This is a genomic window from Mesorhizobium sp. U510, from assembly GCF_059180695.1.
The window spans coordinates 1,203,053-1,218,759 of sequence record NZ_CP180532.1 but is presented as its reverse complement, the minus strand read 5'-3'; the positions used below and the strand labels follow the sequence as shown (position 1 = coordinate 1,218,759).

At 64.0% G+C, this 15,707-nt stretch carries 18 protein-coding genes; 11 read left to right on the top strand and 7 right to left on the bottom strand.

Annotation, left to right across the window (positions count from 1 at the left end):
- Positions 1–52: 52 nt before the first annotated feature.
- Together ACLGL5_RS07985 and ACLGL5_RS07980 are read right to left on the bottom strand one after the other, a co-directional pair.
- On the bottom strand, positions 53–976 hold the full coding sequence (locus tag ACLGL5_RS07985; RefSeq protein WP_019862550.1) for a DUF1003 domain-containing protein: 924 nt from the start codon (positions 974–976) through the stop codon (positions 53–55).
- Positions 977–1,269: 293 nt separating this feature from the next.
- The gene (locus ACLGL5_RS07980; protein ID WP_069090727.1) at positions 1,270–2,163 is read right to left on the bottom strand and encodes a D-alanyl-D-alanine carboxypeptidase family protein; all 894 of its coding nucleotides are present in this window, start codon (positions 2,161–2,163) and stop codon (positions 1,270–1,272) included.
- Between the two features lie 556 nt (positions 2,164–2,719).
- On the opposite strand from ACLGL5_RS07980, the gene ACLGL5_RS07975 reads away from it, so the two are divergent.
- The 4 genes from ACLGL5_RS07975 (at position 2,720) to ACLGL5_RS07960 (ending at position 7,079) form a co-directional block, all read left to right on the top strand.
- Positions 2,720–4,534, top strand: coding sequence for a chemotaxis protein (locus tag ACLGL5_RS07975; protein WP_069090726.1), 1,815 nt, complete (start codon positions 2,720–2,722; stop codon positions 4,532–4,534).
- Positions 4,535–4,872: 338 nt separating this feature from the next.
- A complete protein-coding gene (locus ACLGL5_RS07970) occupies positions 4,873–5,967 on the top strand; it encodes a hypothetical protein (protein ID WP_069090725.1) in 1,095 nt (364 codons plus the stop codon).
- A gap of 98 nt (positions 5,968–6,065) precedes the next feature.
- Entirely contained in the window at positions 6,066–6,677 is a 612-nt protein-coding gene (locus ACLGL5_RS07965; RefSeq protein WP_027047624.1) for a nucleoside triphosphate hydrolase, read from the top strand.
- A gap of 93 nt (positions 6,678–6,770) precedes the next feature.
- A complete protein-coding gene (locus tag ACLGL5_RS07960) occupies positions 6,771–7,079 on the top strand; it encodes a hypothetical protein (RefSeq protein WP_038651334.1) in 309 nt (102 codons plus the stop codon).
- Positions 7,080–7,142: 63 nt separating this feature from the next.
- On the opposite strand, the gene ACLGL5_RS07955 is transcribed toward ACLGL5_RS07960, so the two are convergent.
- The 3 genes from ACLGL5_RS07955 to ACLGL5_RS07945 form a co-directional block, all read right to left on the bottom strand.
- The gene (locus tag ACLGL5_RS07955; protein ID WP_069090724.1) at positions 7,143–7,847 is read right to left on the bottom strand and encodes a glutathione S-transferase family protein; all 705 of its coding nucleotides are present in this window, start codon (positions 7,845–7,847) and stop codon (positions 7,143–7,145) included.
- Between the two features lie 186 nt (positions 7,848–8,033).
- Positions 8,034–9,242 carry a beta-ketoacyl-[acyl-carrier-protein] synthase family protein gene (locus ACLGL5_RS07950; RefSeq protein WP_069090723.1) on the bottom strand — a complete coding sequence of 403 codons (1,209 nt, stop codon included), beginning with the start codon at positions 9,240–9,242 and terminating at the stop codon, positions 8,034–8,036.
- Positions 9,243–9,246: 4 nt separating this feature from the next.
- Entirely contained in the window at positions 9,247–9,501 is a 255-nt protein-coding gene (locus ACLGL5_RS07945; RefSeq protein WP_019862542.1) for an acyl carrier protein, read from the bottom strand.
- Positions 9,502–9,703: 202 nt separating this feature from the next.
- Between ACLGL5_RS07945 and ACLGL5_RS07940 the strand changes: the two genes are divergently transcribed.
- Genes ACLGL5_RS07940 through ACLGL5_RS07920 form a run of 5 tightly spaced genes read left to right on the top strand, consistent with a single transcriptional unit; the run spans position 9,704 to position 12,057 of the window.
- Positions 9,704–10,546, top strand: a complete 843-nt coding sequence (locus ACLGL5_RS07940; protein ID WP_069090722.1) for an urease accessory protein UreD — start codon at positions 9,704–9,706, stop codon at positions 10,544–10,546.
- 13 nt (positions 10,547–10,559) lie between these two features.
- Complete coding sequence (locus tag ACLGL5_RS07935) at positions 10,560–10,862, top strand: urease subunit gamma (protein ID WP_019862540.1); 303 nt, start codon at positions 10,560–10,562, stop codon at positions 10,860–10,862.
- Positions 10,863–10,872: 10 nt separating this feature from the next.
- A complete protein-coding gene (locus tag ACLGL5_RS07930; protein WP_019862539.1) occupies positions 10,873–11,127 on the top strand; it encodes a DUF1272 domain-containing protein in 255 nt (84 codons plus the stop codon).
- A gap of 30 nt (positions 11,128–11,157) precedes the next feature.
- On the top strand, positions 11,158–11,745 hold the full coding sequence (locus ACLGL5_RS07925) for a HupE/UreJ family protein (RefSeq protein ID WP_069090721.1): 588 nt from the start codon (positions 11,158–11,160) through the stop codon (positions 11,743–11,745).
- A 6-nt stretch (positions 11,746–11,751) separates the two neighbouring features.
- Positions 11,752–12,057 (top strand): urease subunit beta, encoded by a 306-nt coding sequence (locus ACLGL5_RS07920; protein ID WP_038651327.1) that lies wholly within the window; start codon positions 11,752–11,754, stop codon positions 12,055–12,057.
- An 80-nt stretch (positions 12,058–12,137) separates the two neighbouring features.
- Here the strand turns inward: ACLGL5_RS07920 and ACLGL5_RS07915 are convergent, their stop codons facing one another.
- On the bottom strand, positions 12,138–12,632 hold the full coding sequence (locus ACLGL5_RS07915; RefSeq protein ID WP_038651325.1) for a hypothetical protein: 495 nt from the start codon (positions 12,630–12,632) through the stop codon (positions 12,138–12,140).
- A gap of 114 nt (positions 12,633–12,746) precedes the next feature.
- Positions 12,747–13,124, bottom strand: coding sequence for a hypothetical protein (locus ACLGL5_RS07910; protein WP_083246510.1), 378 nt, complete (start codon positions 13,122–13,124; stop codon positions 12,747–12,749).
- 167 nt (positions 13,125–13,291) lie between these two features.
- Between ACLGL5_RS07910 and ureC the strand changes: the two genes are divergently transcribed.
- Together ureC and ACLGL5_RS07900 are read left to right on the top strand one after the other, a co-directional pair.
- Positions 13,292–15,004, top strand: a complete 1,713-nt coding sequence (ureC, locus tag ACLGL5_RS07905) for an urease subunit alpha (protein ID WP_069093239.1) — start codon at positions 13,292–13,294, stop codon at positions 15,002–15,004.
- Between the two features lie 80 nt (positions 15,005–15,084).
- Complete coding sequence (locus ACLGL5_RS07900) at positions 15,085–15,678, top strand: hypothetical protein (RefSeq protein WP_019862533.1); 594 nt, start codon at positions 15,085–15,087, stop codon at positions 15,676–15,678.
- The last annotated feature ends 29 nt before the right edge of the window (positions 15,679–15,707 follow it).

Below are 15,707 nucleotides of genomic sequence, written 5' to 3'. Positions count from 1 at the left end.
TCTCGCCCGTCCTTCGGACCCCCCACATTCGTGGGGGCGAGGAACCCAAGCGTCACTCCCCCGCCTCACTCTTCACCACCCGCCGCCCGCGCACGGCCCGCTTCACCTTCTTGGTACCCGCAAGCTCGTTCATCGCGTCGAGCTGCATCTGCTGCATCTCGGCCAGGCGCGTCCATTGGCGGGAGATGAGGTAGTCGAGCTTTTCGTGCAGATGGCGAACTTCGAGCTCGGCCTTGAGGTTGACGCGGTATTCGTTGAAGGAGCGCAGGCGATCTTTCACCTCCTGGCGCTTCTGGCTCATCATGATGATGGGCGCCTGGATGGCGGCGATGCAGGAAAGCAAGAGGTTGAGCAGGATGAAGGGATAGGGGTCGAAGGCGCCGTTCAATCCCTCGAACAAATTGACGCCGATCCAGACCAAGAGCACGGCGGCAAACGAGATCAGGAACCACCAGCTGCCGCCAAAGGCGGCCATATTGTCCGAGACGCGGTCGGGGAAGGTGCGGTGCTCCTCGAATTCTTCTTCCGAGTTCTCGGAAATCGTGTCCTGTCTGGCGATCGATTCCACCACCTGGCGGTCGAGCTCGGAGAATTCGCCGTGCTCCTGCTGCAGCAGCTCTTCCATATAGCGCATGCGGTAGCGGCCGAGCTCCTCGCGGCTGATGCGGGCGCCCCGGGGCAGGTCCGGATGGTCGGAGCGGATGCGGTCGGCCAGGCTCGGGCGTAGCGTGTCGATGCGCACCAGGTCGCGCTTGTGGAATTTGCGGCCCGAGATCGCCGAAGGCTTCTTCTTCGGCTTTATGCGCGACGTTCCTAGGCCGGTGGGTTCTGAGTCCGGCACTTCGGGCGTGTCGAAATGCTCGTCCGAAACCTCGTGCAGGTCTTCCGGCGTGATCGGCGCCTCGAAATATTCGCCGCCGCTGTCGTTCTCAGTGTCCGCCGCCTGCTGCTCGGATGCCTTGGGGACAGTGCTCATGGTGCGGGCTCCTGCTGTGGCGCTGCTGGTTTGAGGATACGCCGAGGTGACGGGGCATATCCACTGTCGGTTTGCGCTGCCTATGCCATGGCTTCCCGACGATTGCATGACAACAGGATAACAATAGCCGGCTGCGGGTTTTTGGGGGCGGTTCGCGGGTTCATAGCGGCGCGCCATCTGAGACCCTGGAGATTAGCCGAGGCCACCCCGACTTCGTCATCCACGGGCGGAGCAAGGAGCGCAGCGACGCGGCGCAGACCCCTGGATGACGAAGTGAAGCGGTTCCGCCCTTGCTATTGCTGTTCGGCGAACATCAGCCTGGTGTTGGCGTCGGCCGTGGTCGGCGACAGGCTGCGCTGGATCAGCGCCTCGACATGGTCGTTGCGCTGGCGGGCCGAGTCGGCGCCCATCACCACCACGATCAGCTGGCGGCCGTCGGCATTGTAGGAGGTGACGATGTTGAAGCCGGAGGCCCTGATGTAGCCGGTCTTGATGCCGTCGACGCCGCGCACGCGGCCGAGCATGTCGTTGTGGCCGCGCACCAGCCTGCCGCGGAACATGAAATCGCTTTCGGAGAAATAGTGGAAATGCTGGGGGAAGCGCTGGCGCAGCGCCATGCCGAGCACCGCCATGTCACGCGCGGTGGTCATCTGGCCGTCGTCGGGCAGGCCTGAGGCGTTGCGGAAGGTGGTGCTGGTCATGCCGAGCGAGCGCGCCTTGGATGTCATCATGGCGGCGAACTGGTCCTCCGAGCCGCCGAGATATTCTCCGACCGCCACCGCCACGTCATTGGCGGATTTGACGACGATGGCGCGGATGGCCGAATCGACGTCGATGGTTTCGCCGCGCCGGAAACGCATCTTGGTCGGTGGCTGCGAGGCGGCGTGGTCGGAGACGGGGATCTGCGTTTCCTTGGTCACGCGGCCGGACTCCATCGCCTCGAACAGGAGATAGAGCGTCATCATCTTGGTCAGCGAGGCCGGATAGCGCTGCGCCGTAGAGTTGACCTCGAATATCTGCTTGCCGGTCCTGACGTCGACGACGATGGCCGCATATTTCTGCGGCGGCGCGGGCACGGACAGCACCTGGTCCGGCGGGGTCGTGGTCGAGCAGCCGGCCACCATCAGCAACAGGCCAAGGGCGACGAGAACTCTCTGGAGAAGCGGGAAAGGACGCAATTTGGACAAGGGCGGACTGTTCTGGCGATGCTGTTGCTGAGATAAGGCGAAGCTAACGTAACGCGCTGGATGCGTCCATTTGGTTAATGGCGGTTAGCCCCAGGATTGTCGAGCTCGACCTGGTTCCTCTTCCCCGCTTTGCGCTACGCTATGCACACATCTTCTGTGCCTGGCGTGACTGATCGACGCAAGGCTTGATTGCCACGTGGCTCCCCCAATCCGTCGCTGCTTCCCAGCGCCACCTTTCCCCCCTCCGGAGGGAAAGGTGGGGAGCATTGCTGCACGAGCTTTGCCGGCGAAAAAGCCTGGCGCCTTTCCTGTACCCCGTCGATCGGGGGAGAGGTGGCTCGGCGAAGCCGAGACGGAGTGGGGGTCGACCAGCGCTGCCATGCAGGCTATCGCCAAAGACCAGCCTCTTGGAAATGTGTGCATGCCGTTGCACGGTAGTGAGGGCGAGGAACTTGAGGATTTATCCGCCCCGAAAACGCCTGTTTCTGTGTCTTTCCTTGCAAGAGCCGCGTTTCCTGTGGGAAGGGGCGTGGCATTGGCTGGCTTGGGGGGTGGCATGACGAATATCGGGGCCGGGGGCGCAGCGCCCTCGCTTATCAAGGCATCGCTCAGCCGCACCGGCAAATGGGCCGGCAGCGTGGCTTTCATCAGCGGCGCCGTTGGCGACGTGCTCAATCCGCTGGCGCCGTTCGCCGCCTATATCGCGCTGGTCGCGTCGATTGCCGCGGCCATCATCGCCATTGCCATTGTGCTCAGGCTCGTACTGGCGGCCAAGGCGCTGCCGGCGCTGTTGTTCGCCACCAGCGCGGCGGCGGTCGCCGGCGGCGTCTTTGCCGTGCAAAAGGAAACCAATTCGCAGAACGGCGTCATCGCCGGCCTGGTGCCGGCGATCGCGCAGCTGCAGCAGTCGATGGGCATCGTCTCCGAAAAGGTGGCCAAGATCGAGCAGACGGTGACGCAGACGCAAAAGACCGTCGAAGAGGTCAAGAAATCGACCGACACGGTGGCGCAGAAGACCGACCAGATCGCGTCCGCGCAGCAGCAGCAGACGCAGCAGGGCGCGCAGACGCAAAAGACCGTCGAGGCGGTCAAGCAGACCACCGACACGCTCGCCGCCGGCCAGCAACAGCAGCAGGCCCAGGCCGAAAAGCTGCAGGCGACGACCGAGCAGATCGCCGCCTCGATCGACACCATCGCCAAGGGGTTTGCGCAGCTTTCGGCGCAAGGCGGGGCGATCGCCGAGCCGAAGCGGCCGGACGAGTTCTACCACAATGCCCGCGTCTACGAATTGTCGGGCGACATGCTCAACGCAAGGCGCTCCTACCTCGCCTTTGCCGGTTTCGATGTCGACGCCATCGACCCTTATACGCGTTTTGCCACGCTGCTTCGGGTGCAGGACGGCAAGGCGGGCGCGCGCGAAGTGTTCGGGCAGCTGGCCGACAAGGGCAAGGCGCTGTCGATCAAGCTGGTGCATATATTGCAGTTCGAGGACGCGCAGCGGCTGGACAAGCTCGACGCCTTCATCACGGCCAATCCCGACTACGCGCCGGCCTATTTCCTCAAGGCGCAGGAGTTTTCGGAAGACCGCCTCGGCAGCCAGACGCTGGCCGACAAGCGCAGCGAAGCCCAGGCGCTGACCAAGTTCGTGTCCAACGAGAAGGATGGCGGGCTGCTCAAATATTTCGTCGACCAGACGCAGTTGGCCGACTGGCTGGACCGCAGCCGCAGCCGGCTGGCAGCCCTTGGCGACGTGCTCGACCCGGCGCGCTTTGCGCCTTCGTTGACGCCGATGCGCTCCAACCAGGGCTGGTCGATGACCATTTCGCTGCCCGAGCCGGCGACCGCGATCTCCTGGCGTCTCGGCGACAGCGGCCCGTTCACCGACACCGGCTTCCTGGCGATGAAGGACCAGACCACCGGCAAGCCGATGGCCAATCCGAGCTTCGAGTTGCCCGACAGCACGGCGGCGACCACGATCGCGATAAAATATCTCGACATAAGGGGCCGCGAGACCGGCCCGTTCGACATAAGCTTCGATCCGGACGCCGCGCTGCAGCAAGGCGACAAACAGATCCTCGACCAGTTCTGGACGTCGTGGATCGCCTTCGATTCCGGCGGCAATCACGGCCTGGTCTATTTCACCCAGATGCTGTCCTACCGCTGCGCCATCAAGGAGGTGCATTACAGCCTGAACGGCGCCGCGCTCGACAGGTCGCTCGAGATCCCGCCTTGCGACAAGAAGGACCCCTACGCCATCCCCTACGACGCCAAGGGCTATTTCAAGGTCGCCGACAGCGTGAAATCGATGTCGGTGCAGGTGACCTACACCGACGGGACGAAATCGCCGGTCAGGGAATACAAGCGGCAGTAGGCCTGAGAGCGCTGGTCATGGCGATGGCTTCAGTTTGGCCCTCGTCTTCCCTCGTTTGCGCCGCCCCTCACCTGCCTGCCGGCATCCTCTCCCCGTGTAGAGACGGGGAGAGGGCGCTGTCGTCAACGGTTTCGCCAATCATCAGCGTTGCAGAGAAAGCTCCAGCGAGCGGCCAGTTCCCTTCTCCCCGTCACTATACGGGGAGAAGGTGCCGGCAGGCGGATGAGGGGCAGCGCCGACGGCTTCCATTGTGCCTGATGCAAAATGCCTTACGCAGTGCTTGCGCAATCAGCGCCTACAGGTTCTGTTTGCGCCCGTCAGATTCGGGTGAGAGCGCTATGGATACGATCACGATCAAGGCCAAAGGTATTTCGGTTTCGCTCGACCTCACCGTCGGCCACATCGCCGACATGACCGTCGAAAGCGACGCACGCCAGCTGAAGCCGCTGCACCGCGCGCCCTGGGTCGACGCAAACGAGACGCTACCGAAGGACCTGCCGCAAGGCACGGTCCGGCTGTCCGGCGATTTCCTCTGCGCGCCGTTTTCGCGCAGCGATGTCGAGGAGGCGCCGCTGCATGGCTGGACGGCCAACAGTGCCTGGGATGTCACCGAAAGCAGTGCCACGGACGACGGCTGGCGCGCTGTCTTCCGGCTGCGGCACGAGGTCATGGGCGCCAGCGTCGACAAGATTTTTACGCTCATCGACGGCCATCCCTTCCTCTACCAGGAACATGTGTTTTCCGGCGGCTCCGGCGCGATTTCCGTCGCCCACCACCCGATGACGGTGATGAAAGGCGGCGGACGGCTAGCCTTTTCGCCGAAGCGCTTTGCCGCGACGCTGGCCGATCCGCTGGAGCCGGATCCCGCGCACGGCCGCTTCATGCTGGCCTATCCGGCGCGTTCGGCCGAGCTCGGCCAGTTTCCCGCCGCCGGCGGCGGCACGCTCGACCTGACGCAATACCGCATGGAGGACAGGCGCGAGGATTTCATCACCCTGGTCGAAGCCGACCATGCCGGGCCGGGCTGGACGGCACTGGCACGCCAGGCCGAGGAGGACCTGGTGCTGGTGCTGAAGAACCCCGCGGAGCTGCCTGTTACCATGCTGTGGCTGAGCAATGGCGGGCGCGACTATGCGCCGTGGAGCGGCCGCCATCTCGGCGTGCTCGGCATAGAGGACGGCCGCACGGCGATAGGCCATGCCGCTTCCATCGGCGACAACTGGCTGAAACGCGAAGGCGTGGCGACCGCCTTTGCGCTCGGCGAAGGCCGGAGCTTTTCGTTCCGCCATGTCATCGGCGCCCTGTCCGGCGGCACCCCGCCGCGAGAGATCACCACGGCCGACGGCCGGATGCGGCTTGCGGCCAGCGGCTCGACGGCCGACGTGCCGTTCGACAGCGCGTTCCTGCGCATCGGCCAGCCTGCGGCCGCCTGAGGCGAGGTATGCACTGAGCGCAGGGTTTGAAATTTCCGCCGACTGCCGCCAAAATGCGGCGTAATGTTTCGCCGATCATCCAGGCAAGTGAGGCTCCCATGTCCGAAATCGCCCACCTAGCCGCCACCATCTTCAAACGTGCCGGCAAGGCAAAACGCTTCATCGTCGCCATCGCCGGACCGCCAGGCTCCGGCAAGTCCACGCTGTCGGCCGGCCTGCATGACCTTTTGCCGGAAGGGGCGGTGGAAGTCGTGCCGATGGACGGCTTCCACTATGACGACATCGTGCTCAACGCGCGCGGCATGCGGGCGCGCAAGGGCGCGCCGGAAACCTTCGACTTTGCCGGCTTCGAGACCCTGATGAAGCGCATCCGGGCCGGCGAACCCGACATCGCCATTCCCGTCTTCGACCGCAGCATGGAATTGTCGCGCGCCGCCGCGGCTATCGTCGGCACCGAGACCAAGTTCATCCTGGTCGAAGGCAATTACCTGCTGCTCGACGAGGAACCGTGGGCGCGGCTGGCGCCGCTGTTCGATTTCTCGATCTTCGTCGACGTGCCGCGCAATGAACTCGAGCGACGCCTGATGGAACGCTGGCACGGCCATGGCCGTTCCGACGAGGAGGCGCGCGCCTGGATCGCCTCCAACGACATGCCCAACATCGAGCGCGTGCTGGCCCGGCGCCGGGCCGCCGACCTGATCATTGGTTAACACGCTTAATTTTCGGTATTTCTTGGCGGGAACCTTAAGAGTTTCGCGCCGTTATGCCTGACAACCCATTTGTCCGGCGTAAGGGATTTTCCAATGGCCACCAAGGCAAAAAAACCAGCCAAGACGAGGCCTGCGAAGGCAACTCAAGCGAAAGCCGGTGCTGGCCCCGCGATTGCAGAACGCTCGAAAGACGCCAAGGCCGCTTTCGGCAAGGCCGCACCGCGAAAAGTCGTACCGGTCGCCAAGACCGCCAGCCCGCGCAAACCGGCGCCGGCAAAGGCCGGTGCCGTCAGGACGGCGGCTAATGTTGCCGCCGGCGCGGTGGTCGCTACCGCGCGCGGCGCCGTCTCGCTGGCGGCCTCGGTTATCGGCAGGGGCGGCTCGAAGGCCAAGGCGAAGTAGCAGGCTGCTCCGCCCGACCGTGTGTATTGGGCCAAGGCCGTCGCCTTGCAGCGACAGGCCGCACTAGTCCTTTGCCGGTATGGTCAGGCCCTTCTGGACCGCCGGCCGGGCCAGGCCGCGCTCCAGCCATGCCGCCACATTGGCGAAATCATCGAAACCGACGAGGTCGCGCGCTTCATAGAAGCCGATCAAATTGCGCACCCAGCCGAGCAGCGAGATGTCGGCGATGGTGTAGTCATTGCCCATGATCCATCTGCGGCCCTTCAGCCTGCCATCGAGCACGCCAAGCAACCGCCGCGATTCGTCGCGATAACGTTCCAGCGGACGCTTGTCGGCGATCTCGCGGCCGGCGAATTTGTGGAAGAAGCCGACCTGGCCGAAGATCGGCCCGATGGAAGCCATCTGGAAGAAGACCCACTGGATCGTTTCGTAGCGCCGCGCTGCGTCCGCCGGGACGAGCAGGCCGGTCTTGTCGGCGAGATAGAGCAGGATGGCGCCGGATTCGAAAAGGCCGATCGGCTTGCCGTCCGGGCCGTTGGGATCGATGATCGCCGGGATCTTGCCATTGGGGTTGAGCGACAGGAATTCCGGCGTCCAGCTTTCGTCCTTGCTGATGTTGATCAGATGCGGCTCATAGGGCAGGCCGAGCTCTTCCAGCGCGATCGATATCTTCACGCCGTTCGGCGTCGTTGCCGAATAGAGCTGGATCTGGTCGGGATGTTTGGCCGGCCAACGGATGGTGATCGGAAAGGCGGACAGGTCGGCCATCGGGAAACTCCTGAGCGGGGGATTTGGCGCGCCAAGGTGCGCGGTGTTGGCGGGTAGGCCCAAGAACTAGGCCTGCGACCCGCTAGGATCAATATGGCGGCGGCAGTTTCGCCATCCTTATCCTTGGACACCGAATCGAACGCGGTGGATGGTGTCCCCGCCCTGGGGCGGTGGTGACCGCCGAGATCAGATGGCCTTGAATGCCAGCACCGCGTTGGTGCCGCCGAAAGCAAAACCGTTGCTGAGCGCGGCGCGCACCTTGCGCTCGCGCGCGACATTGGGCGTCACGTCGAGATCGCAATCGGGATCGGGTTCACGGTAATTCGCGGTCGGCGGCACGACGCCTTCGCGGATCGCCATGACGCAGGCGATCATCTCCAGCCCGCCCGAAGCGCCGAGGCAATGGGCATGCATCGACTTGGTCGAGGAGACCGACAGCGAGCGCGCGTGCTCGCCGAACACGCGCTTGATCGCGTTGGTCTCGATCTGGTCGTTGGCCTTGGTGCCGGTGCCGTGCGCGTTGAGATAATCGATGTCCTCGGGATTGAGCCCGGCATCGGCGAGACAGAAGCGCATCGCCGCTTCCGGTCCCTCGATGGTCGGGGCGACGATGTCGGAGGCATCGGCCGAAAGGCCGGCGCCGGCGATTTCGGCGAGGATGGTGGCGCCACGCGCCATGGCGTGATCGTAGCTTTCCAGAACCGCCATGCCGGCTCCTTCGCCGAGCACCAGACCCTGGCGGTCGGCCGAGAACGGCCGGCAGGTGTCGGGCGACAGCACGCGCAATGCCTCCCAGCCCTTGAGCACGCCCCAGACCAGCGGCGCATCGGTGCCGCCGGCGACCATCACGTCGGCACGGCCGAGCCTGATCTGGTCGACCGCGGAGGCGATGGCGTGGTTGGCCGACGAGCAGGCCGACGTGACGCCGAAAACCGGTCCACGCAGGCCAAGATGCATGCTGACCTGGCCGGAGGCGGCACCTGGCATGACCCGGGGCACGGTGAAGATGCCGGCGCGATTCTTGCCCTCAATCAGAATAGCGCGATAGTTCTCCTCGACGGTCTCGAAGCCGCAGACGCCGACGCCGACAATGGTTCCCATGCGATAGGTGTTGTCGGCATGTGGGGCCAGGCCGGACTGCTGCATCGCCTCCTTCGCAGCGATAACCGCCAGCAGGCTGAAACGGTCCATCGACACAAGCTGCTTGCGCTCGATGCCGTGATCGGGCAGCGCCTTGATCTCGCAGCCGGTCTTGACCTTCAGGTCATGCAGGAAGGGATTGTCGATGGGGCCGATGGCCGAACGGCCGGCCCGCATTTCAGCCCAGATCGACTGCGCATCGACGCCTAGTCCGCACAGCCCGCCAATGCCGGTAATGACGACGCGTTTCAGCATTCGGTCAGGCTTTTTTCGCGATCAGCGCGCGAACGGCCTCGACCATGTCGCCAACATTCTTCAGATTGCTCCAGGCATCGACCGTGTTCATCTCGATCTCGATGTCATACTGCTCCTCGAGGTCGAAGATGATCTCCGTCAGCTCCAGCGAATGGATGCCGAGCGACGTCAATTCGGTGCTGGTGGTGATTTCTTCACCGCCCGGCTCGGCATGGGCCTTGATCTTTTCGATGATGTCCGTTGCCAGCTGGTCAGCCATTCGGTTTCTTCCCCACTTTATCGTTTCCCGACGCCAACTGAACAGCGCCTTCTTATCCTCGATATCAGGCCGCGATCGTCGCCTTCTACCCCCGTCAAGCATCGCCTGACCGTATCGAGGTGGCTCCCTCTATAGAAACGGAAACGCCATCAAGCAACAAGCTATATATCGACAAAACCGCCGCAGTGCTTAACCTGACGGCGTGGATACGATCGAACATACCAAGTTTTCGGCCCCTTTGGCCCAGCGCGCCGCGGGTCTGGCCCAGCTGGGCTGCGCCAGCGCGGACGGGCGCACGCGGCTGCGACGCCTTTATCAGGACGGTTCCGCCAAGATAAGGCTGCCGGCCGTTTTGGCCGACCCGCTGGAGGCAGTGCTGATCAACACCGCCGGCGGATTGACCGGCGGCGACCGCATCGGCTGGGATGTGGATGTCGGCACAGAAGCCTCGGCGTCGATAACGACCCAGGCCTGCGAGAAGGTCTATCGCGCCGCATCCGACCATGCCGAGGTGCGGGTCAAGCTGACGGTCGGCGAGAACGGCCGCATCGCCTGGCTGCCGCAGGAGACCATCGTCTTCGACCGGGCGGCCTTTGCCCGCACATTGGATGTCGAGCTTGCCGTGGGGGCCGAGGCGCTGGTGCTGGAGGCCACCGTCTTCGGCCGCCTGGCGATGGGCGAACGCGCCGCGCAAGGCATTTTCCGTGACCGCTGGCGGGTTCGCCAGGACGGTTTCCTCCTCCATGCCGAGGATTTCCGTATTGGACCCGATATCACTGGTGCCCTGGCACGCCCGGCGGCCGCCGGCGGCGCGATCGCCGTGGCGACGCTGCTGCTGGTGTCGCAGCGGGCCGAGACCCTGCTCGACCCGGTCCGGGAAATCATCGGCGACCAGGGCGGCGCCAGCGTCTGGAGCGTGAAGGCATCTGGCAAGCTTCTTGCGAGGCTTTACGCCGGGGACGGCTACCAACTGCGTCAGCGGCTGGTTCCGCTCGTCGGACTGCTCAACGGAAGGGCGGGGCTGCCCAAATTATGGTCACTGTGATTCTGGAAACCGCATGAACCTGACGCCGAGGGAAAAAGACAAGCTGCTGATCGCCATGGCGGCGATCGTGGCACGCAAGCGGCTGGAGCGTGGCGTCAAGCTCAACCATCCGGAAGCGATCGCGCTGATCACCGATTTCGTCGTCGAGGGCGCCCGCGACGGCCGCCCGGTCGCCGAACTGATGGAGGCCGGCGCCCATGTCGTCACCCGCACGCAGGTGATGGAAGGGATCGCCGAGATGATCCATGACGTGCAGGTGGAAGCGACCTTCCCCGACGGCACCAAGCTGGTGACCGTGCACGAGCCCATCAGGTGAGGAGATCGACATGCTCGAACTGCGCCCAAACTGCGAGTGCTGCGACAAGGACCTGCCGCCTGAGGCGACGGATGCATTGATCTGCACCTTCGAATGCACCTTCTGCGCCGATTGCGTGGAAAACGTGCTGAACGGCGTCTGCCCCAATTGCGGCGGCAATTTTTCGACCCGGCCGATCCGCCCGGCAGCGAAGCTGGAAAAATACCCGGCGTCGACCAAACGCGTCCTTAAGGCCGAGGGCTGCGGCCCGCGCAAGGCCGCGTGACTACACCATCGCAAACGAAAGGCATGTAGAATGATCCCTGCCAAACGCCTGTGCCTCGCGGCGATCCTGCTCATCGCTGCCGCCATGCCGGCCTATGCCCATGTCGGCATCGGCACGACCTCGTTCTTCACGGCCGGCTTCATGCATCCCTTATCCGGCCTTGATCATATGATTGTGATGATCGCCGTCGGCCTGTGGGCGGCGCTCAAGGGCGGCAGGGCGATCTGGGCATGGCCGGCGGCCTTTGTCGGCGTGATGCTTGCCGGCTCGGCCCTTGGCATGGCGCATGTGCCGGTGCCCTTCGTCGAGCCAGGCATACTGGCCTCCGTGGTGGCGCTTGGCCTGCTCGTGGCGCTGGCGGTCGACCTGCCGGTTTCGGCCGGCGTCGCCATCCTCGGCCTTTTCGCGCTTTTCCACGGCCACGCTCATGGCACCGAAGTGCCGGAAAACGCCGGCGGGCTCGAATACGTGGCCGGCTTTGCCGTCGCCACCGTGCTGCTCCATGCCGTCGGCATCGCCGCCGGAATGAGCCTTGGCATGAGGTTCCGTGTTCTGGCTCGTGTCGCCGGTGCTGCCTGCGCGGCGATCGGCGTCGGCCTCGCCTTCGGCGTCGTGTGACATCAGATGATCCCCGGCGAAATCATTCCCGTCCCAGGCGACATCGAGCTCAACAAGGGTCTGCCGACCGTCACCCTGAAAGTCGCCAACAGCGGCGACCGGCCGATACAGGTCGGCAGCCACTACCATTTCTTCGAAACCAATGAAGGGCTGAAATTCGACCGCGAACAGACCCGCGGCATGCGCCTCGACATCGCCGCCGGCACCGCCATGCGCTTCGAGCCGGGACAGGAACGCGATGTCACGCTGGTGCCGCTCGGCGGCAAGCGCGAGGTCTATGGATTCCAGCAGAAGGTGATGGGCAAGCTGTGAATTCTGTGGCGTCTCGCGCTTGGCCTTCAAAGGCCGCGAACGGCGTTTGGGCAAGCGTGAAAGCAAATGGTGCTTTCGGCTCAGTCCGACGGTTTGGCGGCCGCATAGATGATGATCTTTCCGGGATCGTCGAACGCGACGGCAAGGACGTCCTGCGCGGCCACGCGCCGCGAATCGATGGCGTTAAAGAGCAGGGCGTTCGCCTCAATCTCCTTGCGCAGTTCCGCGACGTCGTCCTGATGCTGCCGGACCTTGTTCTCGATGACCGGCGGCGGGCCGCCTTCGCTGCGTGCCGCGTCGGTCAGGAACACGATATCGACCTTGTCGAGCTTGGATGTCTTGCGCACCGTGCCGATGTTGTCGCGCGTGCGGTCGATCGCCGAACTGACTTTTCCGATTTCAGCTGTCGTCTTGGCCTGTTCCTCGCTGATTTGCGAGCCGACGATGCGGTCAACGGTCTCCGGGCTTTCAAGGCCTTGCGCATTCAGCGCGGCCTGGGGAAGGCTCGCTGCCAGAAACGCGGCCGCCGCAATGGCATGCAGCCATCGGGCATCGGGCAAGGTGGTGGAGGTCATCGTTCGCTTTCGCAGCTTGTTTCAACAATCAGCAAGCGAAACGACTCCAGCCCTGCCACGGTTCCCTTCGCAATACGGCCGGCGGACCGGATACCGGCCCGCCGCGCCGACCCGTCAGCTGGCCTTCTTGGTGATCAAGGTCAGCGCGCCATTGGGCTCCATGCTGGCCGCGACGACCTGGGCCGAGGTCATTCCCTTGGCCTGGAGGGCGGACTTCACCTTGGGGGTGGCGTCGATCGAGCTGCGCAGTTTCTGCAGGCCGGCGTCACCGCGCTGGGCGATCACCTGATTGACCTGCGTCTGGGTGTCCTTCGGCAGCTCGGTGATGTCGACAATGTTGACGCTCTGGATCGCCGGCGCGGCCTGCTGACCGCCGGGGGCGGGAGTCGTCGCCTTGGGGGCAGGCGTGGCCGGAGCGGGCTGCTCCTGGGCACTGGCGGCACCGGCCAGCATCAGGCTGGCGGCGGCTGCAAGAATTATCGTTTTGCGCATGGATTTTCCTTCCATCGATTTGGCAAACGGTCGTTTTGGGGTGACCTGCCAACCTCAACCGCCAAATGGGATCAGAAGGTGTCGCCCAGCGGGTCATTGCGTGACCATTGGATGGCGGCAATGTGCAGGCCAGCCTCAACCACACCGCATTTCGGGAGCAATCGCTGATGGCCAGAATCTCGCGTGCCGCCTACGCCCAGATGTATGGGCCGACTGTCGGCGACAAGGTCAGGCTGGCCGACACCGAACTCTTCATCGAGGTCGAAAAGGACCTCACAATTCACGGTGAGGAAGTAAAATTCGGCGGCGGCAAGGTGATCCGCGACGGCATGGGCCAGAGCCAGGTTTCCCGCGCCCAGGGCGCGGTCGACACCGTCATCACCAACGCCTTGGTGATCGACGCCAGCGCCGGCATCTTCAAGGCCGATATCGGCCTCAAGGACGGCCGCATCGCAGCGATCGGCAAGGCCGGCAATCCGGACACGCAAGACGGCGTCACCATTATCATCGGCCCGGGCACCGAAATCATCGCCGGCGAAGGCAAGATTCTCACCGCTGGCGGCTTCGACGCGCATATCCACTTCATCTGCCCGCAGCAGATCGAGGAAGCGCTGATGAGCGGCATCACCACAATGCTGGGCGGCGGCACCGGGCCGGCGCATGGCACGCTGGCCACCACCTGTACGCCGGGGCCGTGGCACATGGCGCGCATGATCCAGTCCTTCGACGCCTTTCCGATGAATATCGGCCTGTCGGGCAAGGGCAACGCCTCGCTGCCGGCGGCGCTGGAGGAAATGGTGCTGGGCGGCGCCTGCTCGCTGAAGCTGCATGAGGATTGGGGCACGACGCCTGCGGCGATCGATTGCTGCCTGTCGGTGGCCGACGATTACGACGTTCAGGTGATGATCCACACCGACACTCTGAACGAATCCGGCTTCGTCGAAAACACGGTGGCGGCGATCAAGGGCCGCACCATCCACGCCTTCCACACTGAGGGCGCCGGCGGCGGCCATGCGCCCGACATCATCAAGGTCTGCGGCCTGCCCAATGTCATCCCGTCCTCGACCAATCCGACGCGGCCCTACACGGTCAACACGCTGGCCGAACATCTCGACATGCTGATGGTCTGCCACCATCTGTCGCCGTCGATCCCCGAGGATATCGCCTTTGCCGAGAGCCGCATCCGCAAGGAGACGATCGCGGCCGAGGATATCCTGCATGACATTGGCGCCTTCTCGATCATCTCGTCGGACAGCCAGGCGATGGGCCGCGTCGGTGAAGTGGCGATCCGCACCTGGCAGACCGCCGACAAGATGAAGCGCCAGCGCGGCTCGCTGCCACAGGAAACCGGCGACAACGACAATTTCCGCGTCCGCCGCTACATCGCCAAATACACGATCAACCCGGCCATCGCGCATGGGCTGTCGAAAGACATCGGCTCGATCGCCGTCGACAAACGCGCCGACCTGGTGCTGTGGAACCCGGCCTTCTTCGGTGTGAAGCCGGACATGGTGCTGATCGGCGGCATGATTGCCGCCGCCCCGATGGGCGACCCCAACGCCTCGATCCCGACCCCGCAGCCGATGCACTACCGGCCGATGTTCGGCGCCTATGGCAAGGCCAGGACCAACTCGTCTGTGACCTTCGTTTCCAAGGCGGCACTCGAGTCTGGCCTGCATGGCCGGCTTGGCGTCGAAAAACAGTTCGTCGCCGTGGAAAACACCCGTGGCGGCATCGGCAAGCGTTCCATGGTGCTCAACGACGCCACGCCGCATGTCGAGGTCGATCCGGAAACCTACGAGGTCCGCGCCGACGGCGAATTGCTGACCTGCCAGCCGGCGACCGTGCTGCCGATGGCGCAAAGGTATTTCCTGTTCTGAGGTCGGTCGGCCAAATTCCGTTGCGGCTGGTATGCATAGGCCGCAATATGCGGTCGAGCAGAAACCCACCGTGATCAGGCATGGCCACCGAAATCGCCTCTCCCCACGACATTTTCCCGCATATCCGGATCGTCATGGGCATGGTGATCGGGCTTGGTGTCGCCCGCCTGCTGTCGGGGGTGGCGCGCATCGTCCAGCATCCCGGCCAGTACCGGCTGTATCCCGTGCATCTGGCCTGGGTCGCCTCGGTGCTGTTGATGCTGGTGCATTTCTGGTGGTGGGAGTTCGGGCTCTACGCCATCGAGACCTGGACCTTCGGCAAGTACCTGTTCATCATTTTCTACGCGATCACGCTGTTCCTGCTGTGCGCGCTGCTGTTTCCGGATTCGATGCTGGACTACACCAGCTACGAGGATTTCTTCTATTCGCGCCGCGGCTGGTTCTTCGGCCTGCTGGCGGCGACCTATCTGCTCGATGTCATCGATACGCTGCTGAAAGGGCCCGAGCATTTTGCCCGCTTCGGCAACGAATATCTGTTCCGCACGCCGGTCTTCGTGGCACTGTGCATCGCCGCGATCCTGGTGCGCGACCGCCGCTTCCACATCGCCTTCGTCGCGGCAGCACTGATCTACCAGATATCGTTCATCCTGCGGCTCTTCGACACGATCGTATGACTGTTGCGGATGGTCTAGAGTCCAGGAAA

Coding starts and splice junctions, on each gene's coding strand:
- ACLGL5_RS07920 (WP_038651327.1), top strand. CDS start 11,752: ATGATCCCCGGCGAAATCATTCCCGTCCCAGGCGACATCGAGCTCAAC.
- ACLGL5_RS07955 (WP_069090724.1), bottom strand. CDS start 7,847: ATGGCCGACCTGTCCGCCTTTCCGATCACCATCCGTTGGCCGGCCAAA.
- ureC (WP_069093239.1), top strand. CDS start 13,292: ATGGCCAGAATCTCGCGTGCCGCCTACGCCCAGATGTATGGGCCGACT.
- ACLGL5_RS07985 (WP_019862550.1), bottom strand. CDS start 976: ATGAGCACTGTCCCCAAGGCATCCGAGCAGCAGGCGGCGGACACTGAG.
- ACLGL5_RS07975 (WP_069090726.1), top strand. CDS start 2,720: ATGACGAATATCGGGGCCGGGGGCGCAGCGCCCTCGCTTATCAAGGCA.
- ACLGL5_RS07935 (WP_019862540.1), top strand. CDS start 10,560: ATGAACCTGACGCCGAGGGAAAAAGACAAGCTGCTGATCGCCATGGCG.
- ACLGL5_RS07945 (WP_019862542.1), bottom strand. CDS start 9,501: ATGGCTGACCAGCTGGCAACGGACATCATCGAAAAGATCAAGGCCCAT.
- ACLGL5_RS07910 (WP_083246510.1), bottom strand. CDS start 13,124: ATGCGCAAAACGATAATTCTTGCAGCCGCCGCCAGCCTGATGCTGGCC.
- ACLGL5_RS07930 (WP_019862539.1), top strand. CDS start 10,873: ATGCTCGAACTGCGCCCAAACTGCGAGTGCTGCGACAAGGACCTGCCG.
- ACLGL5_RS07970 (WP_069090725.1), top strand. CDS start 4,873: ATGGATACGATCACGATCAAGGCCAAAGGTATTTCGGTTTCGCTCGAC.
- ACLGL5_RS07960 (WP_038651334.1), top strand. CDS start 6,771: ATGGCCACCAAGGCAAAAAAACCAGCCAAGACGAGGCCTGCGAAGGCA.
- ACLGL5_RS07965 (WP_027047624.1), top strand. CDS start 6,066: ATGTCCGAAATCGCCCACCTAGCCGCCACCATCTTCAAACGTGCCGGC.
- ACLGL5_RS07950 (WP_069090723.1), bottom strand. CDS start 9,242: ATGCTGAAACGCGTCGTCATTACCGGCATTGGCGGGCTGTGCGGACTA.
- ACLGL5_RS07925 (WP_069090721.1), top strand. CDS start 11,158: ATGATCCCTGCCAAACGCCTGTGCCTCGCGGCGATCCTGCTCATCGCT.
- ACLGL5_RS07900 (WP_019862533.1), top strand. CDS start 15,085: ATGGCCACCGAAATCGCCTCTCCCCACGACATTTTCCCGCATATCCGG.
- ACLGL5_RS07915 (WP_038651325.1), bottom strand. CDS start 12,632: ATGACCTCCACCACCTTGCCCGATGCCCGATGGCTGCATGCCATTGCG.